The 18,849-nt window shown below is 68.9% G+C and carries 16 protein-coding genes and 1 pseudogene; 3 read left to right on the forward strand and 14 right to left on the reverse strand.

The features are described from left to right. Positions 1-94: 94 nt before the first annotated feature. Positions 95-2,242 carry a DUF4114 domain-containing protein gene (locus tag NR792_RS31000; RefSeq protein WP_375756312.1) on the reverse strand — a complete coding sequence of 716 codons (2,148 nt, stop codon included), beginning with the start codon at positions 2,240-2,242 and terminating at the stop codon, positions 95-97. 89 nt (positions 2,243-2,331) lie between these two features. On the opposite strand from NR792_RS31000, the gene NR792_RS31005 reads away from it, so the two are divergent. Then, complete coding sequence (locus NR792_RS31005) at positions 2,332-2,661, forward strand: hypothetical protein (protein ID WP_375756313.1); 330 nt, start codon at positions 2,332-2,334, stop codon at positions 2,659-2,661. Here the strand turns inward: NR792_RS31005 and NR792_RS31010 are convergent. The 10 genes from NR792_RS31010 to NR792_RS31055 form a co-directional block, all read right to left on the reverse strand. Further along, the gene (locus NR792_RS31010; RefSeq protein ID WP_375756314.1) at positions 2,658-4,787 is read right to left on the reverse strand and encodes a DUF4114 domain-containing protein; all 2,130 of its coding nucleotides are present in this window, start codon (positions 4,785-4,787) and stop codon (positions 2,658-2,660) included. The genes NR792_RS31005 and NR792_RS31010 overlap by 4 nt on opposite strands. Before the next feature lie 75 nt (positions 4,788-4,862). Then, entirely contained in the window at positions 4,863-5,750 is an 888-nt protein-coding gene (locus NR792_RS31015) for a CHAD domain-containing protein (protein ID WP_375756315.1), read from the reverse strand. A gap of 6 nt (positions 5,751-5,756) precedes the next feature. Then, positions 5,757-6,296, reverse strand: coding sequence for an inorganic diphosphatase (locus NR792_RS31020; protein ID WP_375756316.1), 540 nt, complete (start codon positions 6,294-6,296; stop codon positions 5,757-5,759). Positions 6,297-6,386: 90 nt separating this feature from the next. After that, positions 6,387-7,340, reverse strand: coding sequence for a hypothetical protein (locus NR792_RS31025; protein ID WP_375756317.1), 954 nt, complete (start codon positions 7,338-7,340; stop codon positions 6,387-6,389). A gap of 49 nt (positions 7,341-7,389) precedes the next feature. Then, on the reverse strand, positions 7,390-7,890 hold the full coding sequence (locus NR792_RS31030) for a hypothetical protein (protein ID WP_375756318.1): 501 nt from the start codon (positions 7,888-7,890) through the stop codon (positions 7,390-7,392). A gap of 92 nt (positions 7,891-7,982) precedes the next feature. After that, on the reverse strand, positions 7,983-9,449 hold the full coding sequence (locus NR792_RS31035; protein ID WP_375756319.1) for a YdiU family protein: 1,467 nt from the start codon (positions 9,447-9,449) through the stop codon (positions 7,983-7,985). An 18-nt stretch (positions 9,450-9,467) separates the two neighbouring features. Beyond that, positions 9,468-10,085 carry a glutathione S-transferase N-terminal domain-containing protein gene (locus tag NR792_RS31040; protein WP_375756320.1) on the reverse strand — a complete coding sequence of 206 codons (618 nt, stop codon included), beginning with the start codon at positions 10,083-10,085 and terminating at the stop codon, positions 9,468-9,470. After that, positions 10,082-10,954 carry an SDR family oxidoreductase gene (locus NR792_RS31045; RefSeq protein WP_375756321.1) on the reverse strand — a complete coding sequence of 291 codons (873 nt, stop codon included), beginning with the start codon at positions 10,952-10,954 and terminating at the stop codon, positions 10,082-10,084. The genes NR792_RS31040 and NR792_RS31045 overlap by 4 nt, the downstream gene beginning before the upstream one ends. A 101-nt stretch (positions 10,955-11,055) precedes the next feature. Next, a complete protein-coding gene (dps, locus tag NR792_RS31050) occupies positions 11,056-11,619 on the reverse strand; it encodes a DNA starvation/stationary phase protection protein Dps (RefSeq protein ID WP_375756322.1) in 564 nt (187 codons plus the stop codon). Positions 11,620-11,783: 164 nt separating this feature from the next. Then, positions 11,784-13,154, reverse strand: a complete 1,371-nt coding sequence (locus NR792_RS31055; protein ID WP_375756323.1) for a flavin monoamine oxidase family protein — start codon at positions 13,152-13,154, stop codon at positions 11,784-11,786. 79 nt (positions 13,155-13,233) lie between these two features. Here NR792_RS31055 and NR792_RS31060 point away from each other — a divergent pair, with 79 nt between their 5' ends. Then, on the forward strand, positions 13,234-13,725 hold the full coding sequence (locus tag NR792_RS31060; protein ID WP_375756324.1) for a DUF4442 domain-containing protein: 492 nt from the start codon (positions 13,234-13,236) through the stop codon (positions 13,723-13,725). A gap of 80 nt (positions 13,726-13,805) precedes the next feature. After that, the gene (locus tag NR792_RS31065) at positions 13,806-15,722 is read left to right on the forward strand and encodes a DUF4365 domain-containing protein (RefSeq protein ID WP_375756325.1); all 1,917 of its coding nucleotides are present in this window, start codon (positions 13,806-13,808) and stop codon (positions 15,720-15,722) included. Positions 15,723-15,746: 24 nt separating this feature from the next. Here the strand turns inward: NR792_RS31065 and NR792_RS31070 are convergent. From NR792_RS31070 to NR792_RS31080, 3 genes and pseudogenes are all read right to left on the reverse strand, one after another. Further along, a pseudogene (locus NR792_RS31070) lies at positions 15,747-16,664 on the reverse strand (esterase/lipase family protein); the annotation flags it as partial. 136 nt (positions 16,665-16,800) lie between these two features. Next, positions 16,801-17,571, reverse strand: a complete 771-nt coding sequence (locus NR792_RS31075) for an N-acyl homoserine lactonase family protein (RefSeq protein ID WP_375756326.1) — start codon at positions 17,569-17,571, stop codon at positions 16,801-16,803. 135 nt (positions 17,572-17,706) lie between these two features. Continuing rightward, complete coding sequence (locus tag NR792_RS31080; protein ID WP_375756327.1) at positions 17,707-18,849, reverse strand: esterase/lipase family protein; 1,143 nt, start codon at positions 18,847-18,849, stop codon at positions 17,707-17,709.

An 18,849-nucleotide genomic window follows, 5' to 3' on the forward strand; every position in this document is an offset into this window, starting at 1 on the left:
CACAGGGCGGATCACATCTCCCAGGGATGTGGGCACGCCCCGGCCCCCACACCAGGGGACCGGGGCGGCGGGTGTGCGGAAGACGGCGCTTGGGTCAGGGCGCCACGGACGTGAGCTCGTAGCCCACGCTCACGTTCGTCACCGTGGGCAGGCAGGCGGGGGTGCCCCCGATATGGGACAGCCGCCAGCAGAGCTGGTTGCCGGACAGGTCGGAGACATCCACGGTGACGGTGTCCGTGCCGCGAAGCAGCGGCAGCGGGCGCCACGTGGGATTGGGGTTGGGCGCGCAGAAGCCGGGGCCACACACGTTGCAGTCGGTGGCCACCTCATAGGAGGGCGTCGGCAGGCCCTCACAGCCCGGGGGCAGGACATCCGTCTTCTGGAAGCGCACGCGGGACACGGCGCAGCCCGCGTCCGGGGGGTTCAGCACCTTGGAGCGCGCGGTGCTCCCCGCCAGGCCCTGGAACAGGACGACGAAGTCGTTGAAGTCGCGGTCGCCGCCGCCGTTGAGGTCCTCGAAGCCCAGCATCCACGGGGAGGGCTGGGTGCTGGGGGCCACCAGCAGCGCGTGCGGCATGTTGCCGTTGCCCGGCGCGGGGACGCTGGCGGCCTCCAGGGGCAGGGAGACCCCGCCATACGCGGGCGTCGTCAGGCGGTCGCGCACCTCCGAATCCAGCCAGCCACACAGCTTCTGGGAGGTGCCGTACACGGTGCAGGCCGTCGCGGAGGTCTGGGGCGAGTCCGCGCGGCACGAATCCGAATAGTTGCAGCCGATGTTGCGCTGCGCGGTGGGCACCGTGCCCAGGGGGTCCTGGTCCAGGTTCCACTTCGCCTTGGAGAAGAAGACGGACAGGGGCGTCTTCAGGTGCAGCGTGCACTGGCCGTTGGCCGCCTTGCGCAGGCAGGGGAAGACGGTGCCGTTGTCCACGTTGTGGGACATCTCGAAGGCGGTGACGAGGAAGAAGACCAGCTCCCTGCCACCCGGGATGACCCCCAGGTCCACGGTGCGGTCCGCGGCGGTGATGCCCGGATCCGGGTTGACGGCGCGCACCTGGCCCCGCAGGTCGTAGCGGGACACGTCGTAGTCCGGGATGCCGTTGGGGTCGGCGCTGGTCGCGTCCGGCACCAGGCCCAGCGCGCGATAGGTGTCCACGTTGAAGTCGTCGTCGGTGTTGAGGAAGACCAGCGAGCCCAGGCCCATGAAGTTGTTCGCCGCGTCGCGGGGCTCCAGCAGGTTGGGCAGCCGCCCGAAGAGGCCCTGGTCGGAGAAGCCCGCGCTCGGGGACGTGGCGGAAGGGGTGAAGGCCCCCACGACGTCGACCATGTAGTACTCGAAGGTGTGGCCGGGACGGGCGTCCGTGAGCTCCTGCCGGAGGAAGGCGGAGGTGCAGTTCGCGTTGAGCGCCAGCTCGGGCTGGCTGTACTGGAAGCCTCCCGAGGTGAAGGACGACGTACAGCGGCGGCTCACGCCGATGTACGGGCGCGCCTGGGGACCGGAGGTGGGGGCCAGGCCGTAGAGGTCCTCATGCAGGTCCAGGATGCCGTTGCCGTTGGCGTCCACCAGCGTGTCGTCCGCCGAGTCCGGCGTGCCCTGGGTGTTCACGTAGCCGCGCGCCACGAGGTCGTCGTAGTAGACGTACCCGAACGCGTGCGTGGCCCCGGCGTACTTGTCGACGAAGGTGACGCGCAGCAGCTGGTCCTGCGCGAACACGATGCGATCCGCGGACGTGGGCACCGAGGGCGCGGTCATCCGCAGCGTCTGCTGGGGCGTGACGGCCACGTTCACCAGGGACTCGAAGCCGGACGGGGTGAAGGGCGGCTGGCGGTTCACTGACAGGTCCTGGGGGACGCTGAAGGGGAACAGCGCGGACGTGGACAGGCCGTAGGCGTTGGTGACCGTGGCGGCCACCGGCGTGTCATCCGGTGCCAGGCACTGCGGCGCGGTCCAGGTCTGGCTGCTCGAGTTGCCCGTGTTCACGGGCGTGCCCAGCGTGCCCGCGCTGGCGCCCCAGGAGAACGTCAGCGGACTGCCCTGCGGATCCGTGGCCTGGATGGACAGCTGGGCGGTGCCGCCGGGCGCCAGGACCTCCGCGGACTGCGACGCGCCGGTGAGCTGCGGCGGCAGGCGGATGAGGTTGGCGGAACCGCCAGGCGTGGCGGCATGGGCCGCGCGGGGGGAAGGAATGACAGACAGCAGGCCCCCGGCCACGAGGGCCAGGAGGCGGATGGAATGGGAATGCAAGGACAGACTCCTCGGGATGGAGACGGCTCCGAAGGTCTATCAGAATTTGCCAGGAAGACGGTTCTGGCGGGGTGTGTCAGGCTCTGGCCATGAAGACGACCCGCATGCCCCTGTTCCTGGCGCTGTCCCTGGTGGTTCCGCTCTCGGCCTGTCTGACGACGGCGAGCCCGACACAGCTCCCGCTGCCCAGGGAGCGGGCCCAGGAGTGCGGCCAGCTCTGCGAGCAGATCGGCATGAAGCTGAGCGCGGTGGTCATCATCATGAACTCCTCCGGCTGCGTGTGTGAGCCGAAGCCGGAGGCGGGAACGAACGCGGCGGTGTCGGGCACCGCCGCGGCGTCGGGCGCCGTCATCCAGGCCGCGGCGAACGCGGCGCAGCGGTCGAACAACGCATCGGGGAGCCGCTCCTCAGCCCGTTAGGGCGTGACGGGCTCCGAGAGGTAGCCCACGTCCACGGAGCGGATTTCGGGCAGGCAGGTGGGGTTCGCCCCCTGCGTCACCTGGGCCTTCCAGCAGAGCTGCTGGCCGGGCGTGCCGGAGACGTCCACGACGGTGCTGGCCGAGCCCCGGGGCAGCGTCAGGGGGTGCCAGGTGGGCGTGGGGTTGGGGAAGCAGGTGCCCGCGCCGCACACGTTGCAGTCGGTGGCCAGCGAATAGGTGATGGCGGCCTGGGCGTCGCAGCTGGCCGGCAGGACGTCGAACTTGTTGAAGGACACCTGGGCCATCCGGCAGCTCGCGTCGTCCTGGCTGAGCACGCGCGAGCGCACGCGGCCCTCCGACTGCGCCGTGCCGCGCAGCAGGAAGACGACGTCATTGAAGTCGCGGTCGGCGCCGCCGGGAAGGTCCTCGAAGCCCATCAGCCACTGGCCCGAGGTGGCCGGCGGGGTGTTCATCATCAGGTGCGGCATGTTGCCATTGCCCGACGCGGAGACCGAGGCGGCGGTCTTGGGCAGGAAGAGGTTGCCGTACGTGGGCTCCCGCAGGCGCATGAGGACCTCCGAGTCCAGCCACCCGCACAGCCGCTGCGTGGAGTTGGCCACGGTGCAGGCCGTCGGGGAGCCCTGGGGATAATCCGGGTCGCACATGTCGTCGTAGGCACAGCCGATGTTCCGCTGCGCGGTGGGCGCCGTGCCCACGGGGTCCTGGTCCAGGTTCCACTTCGACTTGGAGAAGAAGACGTTGATGGGCGTCCTCAGGTGCAGCATGCACTGGCCGTTGGCCGCCTTGCGCAGACACGGGTAGACCCACTTCTGGTCCACGTCGTGGACCGCCTGGAACTGGGTCACCAGGAAGAAGACGAGCTCCCTGCCCGCCGGGAGGGTTCCCAGGTCCACGGTGCGGTCATGGGGCGTGATGCCCGGATCCGGGTTGACGGTGCGCGGCAGACCGTGGGCGTCGTACCGGGAGACGTCGTAGTCGGGGATGCCATCCGTGAAGTCGTCGATGTCCGCGACGGTGCCCAGCTGGCTGAAGGTCGCCCGGTCGTCGTCGTCGTCCGCCAGGAGGAACAGCAGGTGCCCCAGGCCGCGCTGGTTGTTCATCGCGTGGGCGGGCTCCAGCAGGTTGGGGATGCGCGGATGGAGTCCCAGGTCCGACCAGGCGCTGCTGTTGGGCGCGGTGCTCGCCGTGGGCGCGGTGCCGACGACGTCCACGGCGATGAACGGGTGCGCGCCGGGCCGGGCGTCCGGGAGGGTCTGGCGGACGAAGGCGGACGCGCAGGTGGCGTTGAGCGCCAGGTCAGGCTGGCTGTAGGTGATGCCCTGCGAGGTGAAGGGCCGGTTCGCACAGCGCCGGGTCGTCCCGACGTACGGGCGGGCCTGGGCGCCGGTGGCGGGGGCCAGGTTGTAGAGGTCCTCGTGCAGGTCCGCGATGCCGTTGCCATTGGCATCCACCAGCGTGTCATCCGCGGGGTTCACGTAGCCGCGCGCCACGAGGTCGTCGTAGTACATGTAGCCCAGCGAGTGGCTGGCGCCTGCGGACTCGTGGACGAACGTGACCGTCAGGTGCTGCTCGCTGGGGAACATGATGCGCTCGCTGGACAGCTGTCCCACGTGGGGGTTCAGGCGCAGCGTCCCCTCGTTCGTGAGCATCATGTTGGTGAGCTCATCGAACCCCGACGCCGTGAAGTCCGGCTGGTAGTCGAAGTCCAGGGACTGCGTGAAGCCGAAGTCGAACAGCGCCTGCGTGGCCAGCCCGTACGCGTTGATCACGGCGCCCGTCACCTGGGGCGGGCCGTTCGTCAGGCACTGCGGCGCGGTCCACGCCAGGGTGCTGGAGTTCGCGTCCGACACCGGCTTGCCGGTCGTGCCCGCGCTGGCGCCCCAGGAGAAGGTGAGCGGGCTGCCCTGGGGGTCCGTGGCCTGGAGCCGCAGCCACGACGTCTCACCCGGATGGACGGTGGCCGCGGACTGCGTGGCGCTGGTGAGCTGGGGCGGAAGGTAGACCGCCGTGGGCGTGCCCTGCGCGTGGGCGGAAGGGGACGGGGCAATGACACACACGGCGCTCCCGGCCACGAGGGCCAGGAGCGGGAAGCGATTCAGGTGCAAGGGCAGACTCCTCGGGTGGAGACAGCCCCGAGGGTCTACCAGAGCGGCCTGACAGGAGAAGGGGCCCCGGGTGCGTCAGGTCAATGCCTTGCGCAGACGCTTGGGAATGGCCTCCGCGTGCCAGCGCTGCACCTCGCGGGCAATCTCGGCGGACCGCTCCGCGCGCTCGTCCCGGGCCTGGGGTAGCAGCTTGCGCGCCACCTTGCGCTGGCCGGGCGGGGCCTCCGCGGCGGCGCGCTCGAACAGCTCCAGGCGCACGTCCGCGTCGTGCAGCTCTCCCAGTCCGTCCTGCAGGGGCACCAGGACCTCCAGCAGCGCGCCCACGGTGCGGCGGAAGGCGGGCTGGAAGATCTCCAGCTCATAGCGCAGCTTCTTCAGGTCCTTGCGCAGGGCGTGCGCGGACGTGGCGTCGGGCGCGTCCGCGTAGCGCTCCAGGCGCTTCTCCACGCGGCGCAGGCGCTGGCGCAGGTGGCTGCGCACGCGCTTGCCGGCGAAGCGGTGGGCGTCCTCCAGCGTGTCCAGCTTCTTCAAGAGCCGCGGCACGGTGCGCTCCGTCCAGCGCTCCAGCTCCTTGCGCAGCGTCTTCTCCTTGTCCTTCAGGCCGGACAGGTGGGACTCGCGCAGGTCGGTCAGGGCCTTGCCCGCGTCCTTCGAGTCCTTCGCGGCGGCGTCCAGCCACTTGTCCTGGACGTGCAGGTCCCTCACGTCGCCCAGCGCGTCCTGGAGGCGCTTCACGTCCGCCTCCAGCCGGGAGAGCTTGCCGGTGGCCTGGAACACCTGGAGCGCGGCGCGCAGGCGGCGGGTGGCCACGCGCATGTCGTGCACGCCGTCCTCGCCCAGCTCTCCGTCCAGCTGGCTTTCCGGATGGCGCACGTCGGCGAGCCGGCCGGCGAGGATGCGGCGTGCGGCGTCGCCCAGCGCGGTGTCGGGGCCCAGGCCCCGGATGGGAGTGGGAGGGGGCATGGCGTGTCAGTCCTCCTTCAGGGCGTACTGCTGGACCATGCGCTCCGCGGCGTCCGGGCCCGCCCAGCCGAGGATGCGCGCGTCCTTGTCCGCGAAGTGCACCACCGCGAGGAAGAAGTGCTCCAGCTCCTGGCGCTCGCGCTGGGACAGGTCTTGATAGGAATTGAGGTGGTCCGAACGGATGGCGTTCACCGGCACGAGCAGCAGGCGGTCATTGCGCTCGCGCTCGCCCTCCTTCCCGTTCTTCTTCTTCTGGTCCACCTGGAGCACGCCCAGCGCCCGGCAGGGCAGCACCACGCCGGGCCAGGTGGGCACGTCCCAGTACACCAGCGCGTCCAGCGGGTCCCCGTCCGGGCCCTTCGTGCTGGGGATGAAGCCCCAGTCGAACGGGTAGCGGAAGCCTCGCGTGAGCGGCCGGGACAGCGTGAAGGCCTGGAGCTTCGGGTCGTATTTGAGCTTCACCGTCGAACCGCGGGGCGATTCGACGACGACGTGCAACGCATCCTGTTCGCCGCGCAGCGGCAGGCGGGTGAAGTCGGTGGCCATGGACCCTCAGGCTGGGGTCGCCCTTCCGCCTCCGGCAAGTGCCTTTCCGCCCGGGCTTTCACTCGCCAACCCTGGAGGCGCGTCCGGCCGTCAGGGCCTGGAGCCCAGGCCGTACAGCGCGACGGTCAGGACCGTGCCCAGCCCGGTGAGGATGAGGCTGGCAATGGCCTTGCGCTGGTCGGCCCGGGATCCGCCCTCGCGCCGGGCCTTCACCAGGTTCACGACGTTGAGCACCAGTGACACGGGCTGGAGGATGAAGCAGAAGGGGAGGAGCGACACGAGCGCCAACTGCAGGCCCACGTTCGGCGCCGTGAAGACGGAGGCCGGGGGCTTCTCGATGGAGCGGATCCGCAGCTCCCAGCAGCCCGGGCACATCGGCGTCGCCTCCCGGCGGCTGCGGCGCTCACACCGCGGGCACATGAACGTGCCGCAGCGGAGACACGCATGGTTCGCGACGATGCCTTCGTGCCTCGCGCAGACGGCGCGAGCCGGAGCGTCGTTCGCGTCCAGGCCCGCCGCTTCATCCCCTGCCGGGGCGTGCAGCCCGGTCAGGAAGTGGCTCGTGAAGGCATGCGCGGCGAGGCCGTTGGGGATGGCGATCGAGAGGGTGTCCTTGTCGATGCGCCGCACCTGGGGCCCCCGGTTGCGCAGGAAGAACACCCAGGCGAGCACGGGGAGGGCCACGCTCGACGCCATCGCGACCAGGCCCTGCCACTCCGGCGCGTCGGACGCCAGCAGGGAGAACGACAGGATGAGCAGCGCGATGGCGACCACCACCGACACGGCCATGAGGACCTGTCCACGCCTCCACCGGCTCCAGGCCTCCTCCGTGAAGGGCAGGGTGCCCTTCACCCGCTTCGTCATCACGGACGCGACGATGATGGCGATGAGCAGGTTGAGGATCGCGAGAAAGCCAATCCAGCGCGGATACCAGGAGAAATGCACCGGCTTGAAGACCACGCCCTGCCGCTCACCCGTGACGATGCAGATGGGTGGCAGGTCGAACTCGTTCAGCTCCCCGGCAGGGATGTCGATGGGATGCATCGCGGGGATTTGTAATCCACCGCGTGCAACGCATTCCAGTCACCGGCCGCTAATGCAGGGGCCGGCCCAGGGGCAGCTCCGGCTGACGGCGCGCCATCAGCTTCCGCGTGGCGCGCGCCGCGGCCAGGCCTCCCAGCGTGTACCAGGCCACGGTGAGCAGCGACGTGGACGGACGCGCCTGCGAGGGCGCCCGGCCCAGGCCCAGCTTCGGGGGCAGCACCACCGCGCCCAGGCCGGCGAGCAGGCCCAGCATCGCGCCGCGCAGGTACGGGCGCTTCGGGCGCCCCAGCGCCACCAGCGAGAAGAAGAGGCCGTTGGACAGGAGGTCTCCCGCCAGCGTCTGGCGGTGCAGCCGGCGCCCCTTCGCGGGCTCGCCGCCGAAGAAGCGGATGCCCCTCTCCAGGGAGCGCATGCCCAGCACGTCCATGCGCGGCGGGTGCTTCAACACGCGCCGGGCGCTCTCGTGCACCAGCGTGAGCGCGACGGCGCCGTAGAGGCCGGGACCCAGGGCCCGGAACACGATGCGGGGGGGAGCGAGAGGTTCAATCATGGCCTCCAAGCTAGGCACCCCGCGCCGGGGATTCCCGTCCGGGTCCGCTTGCCCGCCTGCCCCCCTGTCCGGTGACCCGTTGTGCCCGTGCATCAGGAGCTGCAGCTCACCACGAGGTGCCGTCCCCACGTGGGCGGGGCCTCCGCGTAGGCCTCCTGGCCGGGGTGTTCGTCGAAGGGCGCGGACACCAGCGCGAGCACGCGGTCCACCTCCGCGAAGTCCCCCTCCTGCGCGCGGGCGATGGCCTGCTGCGCCACCCAGTTGCGCAGGACGTACTTGGGATTCACGCGGTCCAGGCTCGCCTGGCGCTCGCCGTCCACGCTCCCTTCCGCCGCCAGCCGCTCCCGGTAGCGCACGGCCCACGCGTCGAAGCCCTCCGGCGGGAGGAAGTGGTCGCGCAGGGCGTCGTTGCGCGCGTCAGGACTGGAGTCGAACCGGTTCAGCGCGCGGAAGAAGCGCGTGTAGTCCACGTGCGAGCCGGCCATCAGCCCGAACAGGTCCTGCACGAGCTCGCGGTCCTCGTCGCGCGCTTCCATCAGGCCCAGCTTCTCCCGCATGCGCGAGAGGAAGTGGCGGGCGAAGGTGGGCTGGAAGAGCGTCAGCGTGGCGCGCGCCTCGTCCTCGGAGATGAGCGTGAGCAGCGCCTCACCCAGACACGCCAGGTTCCACAGCGCGACGCGCGGCTGCTGGTCGAACGCGTAGCGGCCCTGGTGGTCGGAGTGGTTGCAGATGAAGCCGGGGTCGAAGTCGTCCAGGAACCCATAGGGGCCGTAGTCCAGCGTGAGCCCCAGGATGGACATGTTGTCGGTGTTCATCACGCCGTGCGCGAAGCCCACCGCCTGCCACCGCGCCACGAGCTGCGCGGTGCGCTCCACCACCTCCGCGTAGAAGCGCGCGTAGCGGCCCTCCTGGCCCACGAGCTGGGGGAAGTGCCCGGCGATGACGTGGTCCGCGAGCGTGGCCACGTGGCCCGGCTGCTCGGTGTGGTGGAAGTACTCGAAGGTGCCGAAGCGCACGTGCGACGGGGCCAGGCGCACCAGCATGGCGCCGGTCTCCACCTCCTCGCGGTACACCGGCTGCTGGCTGCCCAGGATGCACAGGGCGCGGGTGGTGGGGATGCCCAGCGCGTGCAGGGCTTCTCCGGCCAGGTACTCGCGCACGGTGGAGCGCAGCACCGCGCGGCCGTCACCGCCGCGTGAGAAGGGCGTGGGGCCGCCCCCCTTCAGGTGCAGGTCCCACTTGCCGCCGTCCGGAGCGCGCACCTCGCCCAGGAGCAGCGCGCGGCCGTCTCCCAGGCGCGGCACGTACACGCCGAACTGGTGTCCCGCGTAGACCATGGCCAGGGGCTCCATGCCGGGCAGCGGCGTGGCCCCGCCGAACACGCGCGCGAACTCCGGGCGCGCGGCCTCTTCCGCGTCCAGCCCCAAGAGCCGCAGGGCCGCCGGGTTCACGCTCACGACGCGCGCGTCCGGGAAGGGCGCGGGGGCCACCCGGGCGGCGAACCCGGGGGGCAGGCGGGCGTAGGTGTTGTCGAAGACGAGCTGTTCGAGCGAGGCCATGGTCTGGAAGAACAACCGTCAGGGGATCTGCATGCCCCGCTGGACCGCGGGGCGGCTGCCCACGCGGTGCAGGTACTGGGTGATGTTGTGCGTGTCGTTGAAGAGGTCCGGGAAGAAGTCCCGCGAGCCCTTCAGCCACGGGTACGTGGCGATGTCCGCGATGGAGTACGTGGTGGCCAGGTAGTCCCGCGACGCCAGCTGCCGGTCCACCACGCCCAGGATGCGCTTGGCCTCCGTCTGGAAGCGGTCAATGGCATACGGGACCTTGGTGGAGGCGAAGCGCCCGAAGTGGTTGAGCTGGCCCAGGATGGGCCCCAGGCCGCTCATCTGGAACATCAGCCACTGCGTCACCTCCGCCTTGCCGCGCGGGTCGGTGGGCATCAGCGAGCCCGTCTTCTCCGCCAGGTACAGCAGGATGGCGCCGGACTCGAAGAGGGCCAGGGGACGGCCTCCCGGCGCGTCGTGGTCCACGATGGCCGGAATCTTGTTGTTGGGATTGATGGCCAGGAACTCGGGCTTGAACTGGTCCCCCTTGGAGATGTCCACCGCGTGCGTCTTGTACGGGATGCCCAGCTCCTCCAGGGCGATGGAGACCTTGCGGCCGTTGGGGGTCTTGAACGTGTACAGGTCGATCATGCCTTCACTCCCGTGAGCTGTTCGCTCACCTGCCAGAGCCGCTCCGCGAGCACGTCATCCCGGGCGGCGGACGACGGCTTCGCCTTGCGGCATTTGATGAAGTACTCGCCGCTGACGCCCGCCACCTCCGGCGACGACGCCAGGTAGATGGACGTCCTCGCGCCCTTCTCCGGGGAGAGCATGAAGGGCGAGGCCAGCTTGATGAGGTGCTTGAAGAAGCCCTGGCTGTTGTGGCCGAAGCCCGTGGCCACCGCGCCGGGGTGCAGCGCGTTCGCCGTCACCTGCGTGCCGGCCAGCCGCTTCGTCAGCCCGCGCGAGAAGAGGATGTTGGAGAGCTTGGCGTTGCCGTAGACGCGGATGCCGTCGTAGCGGCGGTTCGCCGTCTGCGGGTCGTCCAGGAAGTCCCTGCTCGCGAAGCGGTGGCCTTCGGAGGACACGTTGATGATGCGCGCCTGTCCGCTGGCCACCAGCAGGTCGCGCAACAGGTGCGTGAGCAGGAAGTGGGACAGGTGGTTCGTGGCGAACGTGGCCTCGTAGCCGTCCACCGTCACCTGGCGCCGGTCGATGATGAGGCCCGCGTTGTTGAGGAGCACGTCCAGCCGCGAGTGGCGGGCCTTGAACGCCTGGGCCAGGTCGCGCACGGACTGGAGGGAGGACAGGTCCGCGAGCAGCGACTCCACCTGCGCACCGGGGGCGGCCGCTCGCACCGCGGCGACCGTGGCCGCCGTGCGGGCCTCATCCCTGCCGGACAGCACCAGCGTGGCTCCCCGCCGCGCCAGCGCCTTCGCCGTCTCCTGGCCAATGCCACCGGTGGCCCCGGTGATGAGGCACACCTTGCCGTCCAGACGGTCTTCGGGAAGCTCTGCCATGCGACGCGTCCTCCTGGAATCCGGGGACGCGTTCTATACGCTCCCAGCCTTCCCCGCGCAGGAGAACCTGCCCGGGGAAGGGGAGTGTGTCTTGGCTTGCGTCAGGTGGTGACCTGGCTGATGTCCTCGGCGGCGCGGCCCCGGCGGCTGCCGCCCTTGGTGGGCATCGTCATCCCGGCGCGCGCGTCGCCGTTGAGGTGGCTCTCCAGGAACCAGAGGTCCTCCTCCGTCTCTCCCAGGGTCTGGGTGAGGATGTCCGCGGTGACGGGGTCGTTCGCGTCCTCGGACTTGGTGATGCCGTCGCGGAGGCTGGCGGCGTAGCGGCCCACGCGCTCGACGAGCGCGCGGATGTGGGCCTCGCCGTCCACGGCCTGCAGGTCGTACTCGGGCAGCTCGCTGTTGTTGGTGGCCAGGCGGATGGTGCCCTGGGCGTAGCCGCCCAGCGCGCCCGCGCGCTCGGCGTAGGAGTCCGCGTGCTTGCGCGCATGCTTGGCCACTTCGTCGAAGAGCAGGTGGCGGCTGTAGAAGTGCGTGCCCCGGATGTTCCAGTGCGCCTGCTTCACCTGCCAGTGCAGGTCGATGGCGTTGGCGAGCAGCGTGTTGAGCATGTCGATGAGCCCTTCGCGCGCGTCCTGGGGAAGGTTCACGTGGCTGGTCGTGTACATGGTCCTGCTCCCTCGTAAGTGGTTTGCGCGCGGCAGGCCGTCGGCATGACGTCTCGGCGCTTCCCACAGGGTGGGGATGCAGGGGGCCGTTGGCCACGGCGCGGCACATGCCGCCTGGCTGCACGGCTGGCTCGGAGGGCAGGCGGCCGGGCCGCCGCGTGCGCTCAGCTTGCGTCAGGGGCGGTCAGCCGGGCGGCGACCTCCGTGGCGGCGCGCTCGCCGGACTCCACCGCGCCGTCCAGGTAGCCGCACCCCTCGATGGCCGTCTCGGTGCCCGCCCAGTGCACGCGGCCGAAGGGGGCCCGGAGCGCGTCGCCGATGGCGGTGAGGGCGCCGGGGCGGGGCAGGCCCACGTAGCAGCCGGTGCTGAACGCCTCCTGCTTCCAGTCCAGCGCCGTGATGGCCACGGGCGTGAGGGCCTGGGGGCCGAAGAAGCGGGCGAAGTCCGCCAGGGCCACGCGGTGGAGGTCCTCGGCGGGGCGGCCCGTCCACGCGCGGGCGGTGTCGCCCAGGAAGAAGCCCACGAGGGCGGGGTGGTGCCCCTGGGGGCCGCAGTCGTCGTAGCACAGGCGCACCGGGCCCACGTCGCTGAAGGCCTCGCCGGACAGGCCTGCTTCGCGCCAGAAGGGCGTGGCGTAGGTGGCCACGACCTTGATGACGCTGCCCATGGGGATGTCCGCGTGCGCGCGGCGGCGGCCCGCGGGGAGGTCCGCGCCAAAGTCGATGCGCTCCGCGAGCGCGGGCGGCGTGGCCACCACCGCGTAGCGCGCGCGGAAGGTCCGGCCATCCTCGGTGGTGGCGGTGACGCCGCGACCCTCCTGGAGCAGGGCCTTCACGGGCGCGGAGAGGAGGACGCGCTCCGGGGGCAGCGCCTCCGCCAGCCGCCGTGAGAGGGATTGCGCGCCGTCCACGAAGCGCTCCGCCTGGGCGCCGCCTTCGACTTCCGTCAGCGGCATGAGGCCGCCGTTGGAGTGCACGTAGGAGAGGAAGTGCAGGAAGGACAGCTCGGAGGGCTCCGCCGCGAACACCGCGCGCGTGGCGATGTCCAGCGCGGCGCGGGCGCCCCAGGTGGGCACGTGGCGCTGCTTCCACTGCTCCACGGTGAGGGCGTCCCACTCGGCGGCCTTCGGCGCGGCGGAGGGCTGCTCCCGGGGGACGCGCTTCGCCAGGCCATCCAGCTTCCAGACGATGCGCTGCAAATCCAGCAGGGACAGGAGGGGCAGGGACGGGACCTTGCCCTGGTACGTGCGGCGCTCGCCGCGCACCTCCAGCACCTTGGTGCCGTGGTGGTGCTGGGGGAAGCGCTGGAGGCCCAGGCTGTCCGCGAGCTTGAGCACGTGGCGCTGCCGGGGGCCCACCCACTGGCCGCCCAGGTCCACGAGGCCGCCGCCCACGTCGCGCGTGAGGGTGCGGCCGCCCACCCGGTCGCGCGCCTCCAGCACGGCGACGGTGGCGCCGGTGCGAGCGATGTCCCGGGCCGCGGTGAGTCCCGCGACGCCCGCGCCGATGACGAGCACGTCCACGCTTGCGTCCATAGGGCCGCGGACTCTACGCCGGACGCAGCGGGTGGATAGGATGCGCGCCGGAAGTCAGACGGGAAGGGTGGAGGACCGGATGTTCGCGTTGGAGCTGGTGGAGAAGGTGCGGCGGGTGTCACCGGGCGCGGCGAACGCGCTGACGACGCTCGCGGTGAAGAACATCGTCCCCCTGGCGGCGGCCATGGGCTACCGCATCGACGAGGTGACGGACGCGCGCGTGAAGGCCACGGTGCCGCTGGACCGCAAGACGAAGAACCACGTGGGCAGCGTGTACCTGGGCGCCCAGGTGACGGTGATGGAGTTGACGATGGGCGTGATGCTCTTCCGCCGCTTCCCGCCAAGCCAATACAAGATGCTGGTCAACCGCATGGAGGTCGCCTTCCACGCGAAGGCGAAGACGGCGGTGAGCGCGGTGTGCGAGCCCCCGGAGGAGCTGCTCGCGAAGCTCGCGTCGGAGCTGCGCGCGACGGGGGACAAGGCGGAGGCGTGGATTCCGGTGCGCCTGCTGGGCACCGACGGCCAGTGCGTCGCGGAGTCACGCTTCCTGGCCGTCTTCAAGCGCGGGTAGCTAGCGCGGTGTTTGTGTTTAGGTGTGGTGCTAAGCGCTAAAACTTGGGAGTGTTGATGCCAACCAGAAGCAGGCAGCATGTGATTGAAGAGGAGTCTAGGCGGGCATTTGAGAATGCCACTCCCGCTGAGTGGGTGGTTAGGTCTCAGGAGAGTGATTATGGGATCGATTTGCAGGTGCAGATTTTCGAGGATAATAAGGCGACAAATTTATTTTTCTTCGTCCAGTTGAAAGGTTCTGACTCACTCGATGTTGATGGTGAGGTCGCTGGTTATCGGTTCAAGACCGAGCGCTTGCGACACTATCTGGATTTGACAATCCCAGTCATGTTGGTGGCGTATGATGCCAAGAGTCGAAGGCTGTTTTATGATTGGGTTCATGCCGTCTGGGCCGGCTTGGACGCCGAGGGAGTAGGCAAATGGCACATGCAGGACAGTGTTGCCGTGAGGTTGTCGCATTTTCTGAGTCTTGAGAGTCAAAAGACAGTTTCGTCTGAGGTGAGGCAGTTTTATCGTGAGCGGGTTGGGGAAACGGCTGTCCTAGGGCCAGTTACAATACAGATTGTCGTGAACGGAGGAGCAACGACCGATGAGTCTCGTAGAGCCACTGCTGATTTAGCCTCATGGGCTGCGAAAAAAGATCGCAGTGGGAAACTTAGATTTGTGGAGCGTGATGCGGAAGTGGAGCTTGCCGTTGGGGTCGAAGAGCGCTGTTTGATATGGAGACGCCTTCGGTCATCCGGACGAATTGAGCTTGGTTCCGTGCGAAATGACCTCTCTGAGCCAGCTTTTATTGCGTTCGTTCGAGTTTATTTGTGTTTGATGCTTTCGGCTGCGGGGCTGAGAGATCTTGCGCTGGAACTGCTCCGCAGCATTGTTCTTGAAGAGAGCGGAGTCTTCTCCGAACCGTTGCTGGTTTTGATGCAGCCGCAGATCTCCACGTTGTTTGCCAAGGCGCGACGCTCCTATGAGGGGGTGGAATTGGCGGAATTTCTAATCGAGAAAGGGCATGTCGATGCTGCTGTCACTCTTGCTGTTGCCGTGGCGGCAAAAGGTACTGAGTACGTCCGGCAGACGTACAGGGGATTGCTTAAGAGAGCCTTAGGGTTGGTCGTTGAGGAGAGGAGAAAGGCGACCATTCTATATGGATTGGCTAATAGTCTGAGGTGCTCCGGTTGTTGCAGGGAGGCCTTTGTCACCTATCTTGCGGCCGCTCAGTCAGATCCGGACTACTACAGGAGAGAGTATTGGTGGTCAGAGACAGCAGGGAGCTTGTTTGTCTCAGGGCATCATCGGCTGTCTCGTGTTTATTACGAAGTAGCAGTTGCTCTTGCTGGCGAAGGAACTGCCGAGGGGCGAAGGATTGGCGCTCTCTTGGCTGATGTCTTGCTCGCGTTGGGAGATTACCCAGAAGCGCGACGTGTATTCGATGCGGCATTGAAGGATGAGGAGCGCCCAATCGCAGAGTTTGTGTTGAAGAGGTGGATGGCTGGATTTTTCGCCGAGAGATTCGGTCGGCAATTTCGGCGCAAAGGAGTCGCGTTGCGTATGGCGCAAGAGGCGTATAGGCGGCCGAATGAGCAGCAGGAAGAACTTTTGAGTAAAGTCTTGCCTGTGGATGCACTGTGCAGCTTTGCGTGGTTTAACTACGCGGAGGCTCTTGTGCAGCGCGGTGGCGAGGATGGGACTGGCGCCAGATTGGTTACGGCTATACTTAATTGGGACTGGGACTGTGAGGCGTCGGCACTCGCTGTTTTGATGCTGTTTCTAGCTGGAAGTGTTGGTGATTTGTGGCTGATGAGTGCGCTCCTCGATGAATCGGTGAGAAGGCAGGGAGGCGGCTTCTGGCATGCTCTTGAGAAGGCTATCCGGGTCCCGGCAGGTCGAGAAGGCCAAGCTCGTGAGATTGTGGAGAAGCTGCGGGAATTTGCAGAGAAGAGCACGCTGATGTTTAGGCATCCGTCTGATGACGCCGTTACGTTTAGGTTGATTGCGTAGGTCGTTGGCTATTGCTTTGGAAGTCTCCAGGAGGAAGTCGCCAATGGTCTTCCACATCGCCTCGAACTGGGGGCGGCGGAAGCCGGAGCCGGAGATGAGCCAGTCCACGTGCGGGGGCTGGTGCGCCGGCTGGTCGAAGTGGCCAATGGCATCCAGGTGGTCCGCGCGCACCGCGGCCAGCACGCGGCCGTACACCTGCGAGCGCGTGGGCACGATGCCGTCGCACGCGGTGGGGCCGGGCATGGCGCCGTAGGCCTGCACCAGCGCCGCCGTCTGCGCGGGCGTGTGCAGGGGCAGCTGCGTGAGCGGCATCCGCTGCGTCTGGCCGTACACGAACGCGTAGATGGTGTGCGTGAGCTGCGCGTACGGGTCCAGGCCGGCGGCCAGCCGCGTGCGCAGGGAAGGGGGCCGGGCCTGCGTCACCACGGAGCCGTAGCGCACGCCGGGCCGGTCATGCGTGCCGCCGTTGAACAGGTCGATGCCCTCCGGCGTGAGCTGCGGGATGAGCGACGTGTCACGGCCCACGTCCCACAGGAACTTCGTCACCGCGTCGCGCCGCTCGCTGGAGAAGTCCCCCAGCAGCTGGTCGAAGAGCTGATCCAGCAGCGTCGCCTTCCACCCCAGCTGGTTGTCCGCCCGCGCCATCAGGTGCCCGAAGCGGAACACCACGCTCAGGGGCAGCCGGCCAAAGCGCAGCACGTACATGGTGAACAGCGACAGGAGCTTCAGGAGCTGCTGGCCGAAGAGGCCCAGGAAGAACGTGGCCAGCGGGGTGCCCGCGTGGGGCGCGGACAGCGTCACCACCGAGCGCACGCGGCGCGCGAAGGGCTCCAGCTCCAGGGACTCCGACACCTGCGCGCCGGGGGAGACGAACAGCCGGGCATCCAGGCCGCCGGTGGAGTGGCCCACCAGGTGGATGGGGCCGTCGTCCCCGGAGGAGCTGCTCCAGAAGGTCGCGTCGGAGCTGCGCGCGACGGGGGACAAGGCGGAGGCGTAGATTCCGGTGCGCCTCTTGGGCACCGACGGCCAGTGCGTCGCCGAATCGTGCTTCCTGGCCGTCTTCAAGCGCGGATAGGGCCTACTCCAGCGGCGTGGGGAACGCGGGCAGCGCGGCGAAGTCCTCGGGCACGTGCTCGCGGATGACGCGGGCGTTGGAGTCCCTGGCCAGCGCCTCCACGCGCTTCATGGACTCCAGCGTCTGCTCGCGGTTGAAGTTGTACACGGGCACCAGCTGCCGCTCGCGCGACTGGGGCAGCGGCCACAAGTCACCCGTGAGCAGGACGGCGCCGGACTTCGCCGTCTTCACCAGCAGCACGGTATGGCCGGGCGTGTGCCCGGGGGCCTGGTGGATGGTGACGGCGCCGTCGCCAAACACGTCGTAGGGGGCGTCGCCTTCGATGCGCACGGTCTTCGCGTGCTCCAGCGCGCTGTAGTGGGGGACCTCACCGCGCTGCACGGCCTGCTCGGAGAAGGCCGCGTCGCGTTCCTCCGCATCCACGATCCACGTCGAGCCCGCGAACAGGTTGGCGTTGCCCGCGTGGTCGAAGTGCAGGTGGGAGAACGACACGAGCTCGATGTCGGCCGGCGCCAGTCCCAGCTCGCCCAGCGACGCGGTGAGCTTCTTCTTCAACTCGAAGCGCACGGGCTGGCCCTGCGGACGCAGGCCCCCCGGCAGGTCCGCGATGCTTTCGGAGAGGCCGCTGTCCCAGAGCAGGTCGCCCTTGGGATGGCGGATCAGGTAGCACGGGACGATGCCCTCGTTGGACACGCCCTTCAACGAACCGTCGTCCGCCATCATGCTGGCATCACCGAGCTGCACGTGGCCGCAGTCGATGGCGTAGAGCTTCACACTGGCCGGGGCTTCGGCGGAGGAGGGGCTCGAAGCGGTGTTCGTGCTGGCGCAGGCGGTGAGCGCGAGACAGGCGGACCACAGACGAAGGGTCTTCAGGGGCAGCTCCAGGGGTGGTGCGGCGGGCGAGGCTGGCTACCGCGGCGGCTCTTCCTCCAGGAGGAAGTCGCCAATGGTCTTCCACATCGCCTCGAACTGGGGGCGGCGGAAGCCGGAGCCGGAGATGAGCCAGTCCACGTGCGGGGGCTGGTGCGCCGGCTGGTCGAAGTGGCCAATGGCATCCAGGTGGTCCGCGCGCACCGCCGCCAGCACGCGGCCGTACACCTGCGAGCGCGTGGGCACGATGCCGTCACACGCGGTGGGGCCGGGCATGGCGCCGTAGGCCTGCACCAGCGCCGCCGTCTGCGCGGGCGTGTGCAGGGGCAGCTGCGTGAGCGGCATCCGCTGCGTCTGGCCGTACACGAACGCGTAGATGGTGTGCGTGAGCTGCGCGTACGGGTCCAGACCGGCGGCCAGCCGCGTGCGCAGGGAAGGGGGCCGGGCCTGCGTCACCACGGAGCCGTAGCGCACGCCGGGCCGGTCATGCGTGCCGCCGTTGAACAGGTCGATGCCCTCCGGCGTGAGCTGCGGGATGAGCGACGTGTCACGGCCCACGTCCCACAGGAACTTCGTCACCGCGTCGCGCCGCTCGCTGGAGAAGTCCCCCAGCAGCTGGTCGAAGAGCTGATCCAGCAGCGTCGCCTTCCACCCCAGCTGGTTGTCCGCCCGCGCCATCAGGTGCCCGAAGCGGAACACCACGCTCAGGGGCAGCCGGCCAAAGCGCAGCACGTACATGGTGAACAGCGACAGGAGCTTCAGGAGCTGCTGGCCGAAGAGGCCCAGGAAGAACGTGGCCAGCGGGGTGCCCGCGTGGGGCGCGGACAGCGTCACCACCGAGCGCACGCGGCGCGCGAAGGGCTCCAGTTCCAGGGACTCCGACACCTGCGCGCCGGGGGAGACGAACAGCCGGGCATCCAGGCCGCCGGTGGAGTGGCCCACCAGGTGGATGGGGCCGTCGTCCCCGGAGGCCGTCTCGCTCACGACCTTGAGCAGGTCCGCGGTGCGCTGGCGGATGGAGGCCGTGGGGTGGGAGATGATCGTCACCACCTCCGCGTCGACTCCCCGGCGGGCGAGGTCCTGCTTCAGGAACTCGTACGCGTGGCCGAAGTAGAGGAGCTCGCCCAGGTTGGTGAACCCGAAAAACCCGGGGACGAGGTACACGTGGTGCTTCACGGACAT

Origin of the sequence: Corallococcus exercitus (assembly GCF_042231735.1) — a bacterium.
GTDB lineage: Bacteria > Myxococcota > Myxococcia > Myxococcales > Myxococcaceae > Corallococcus > Corallococcus exercitus_B.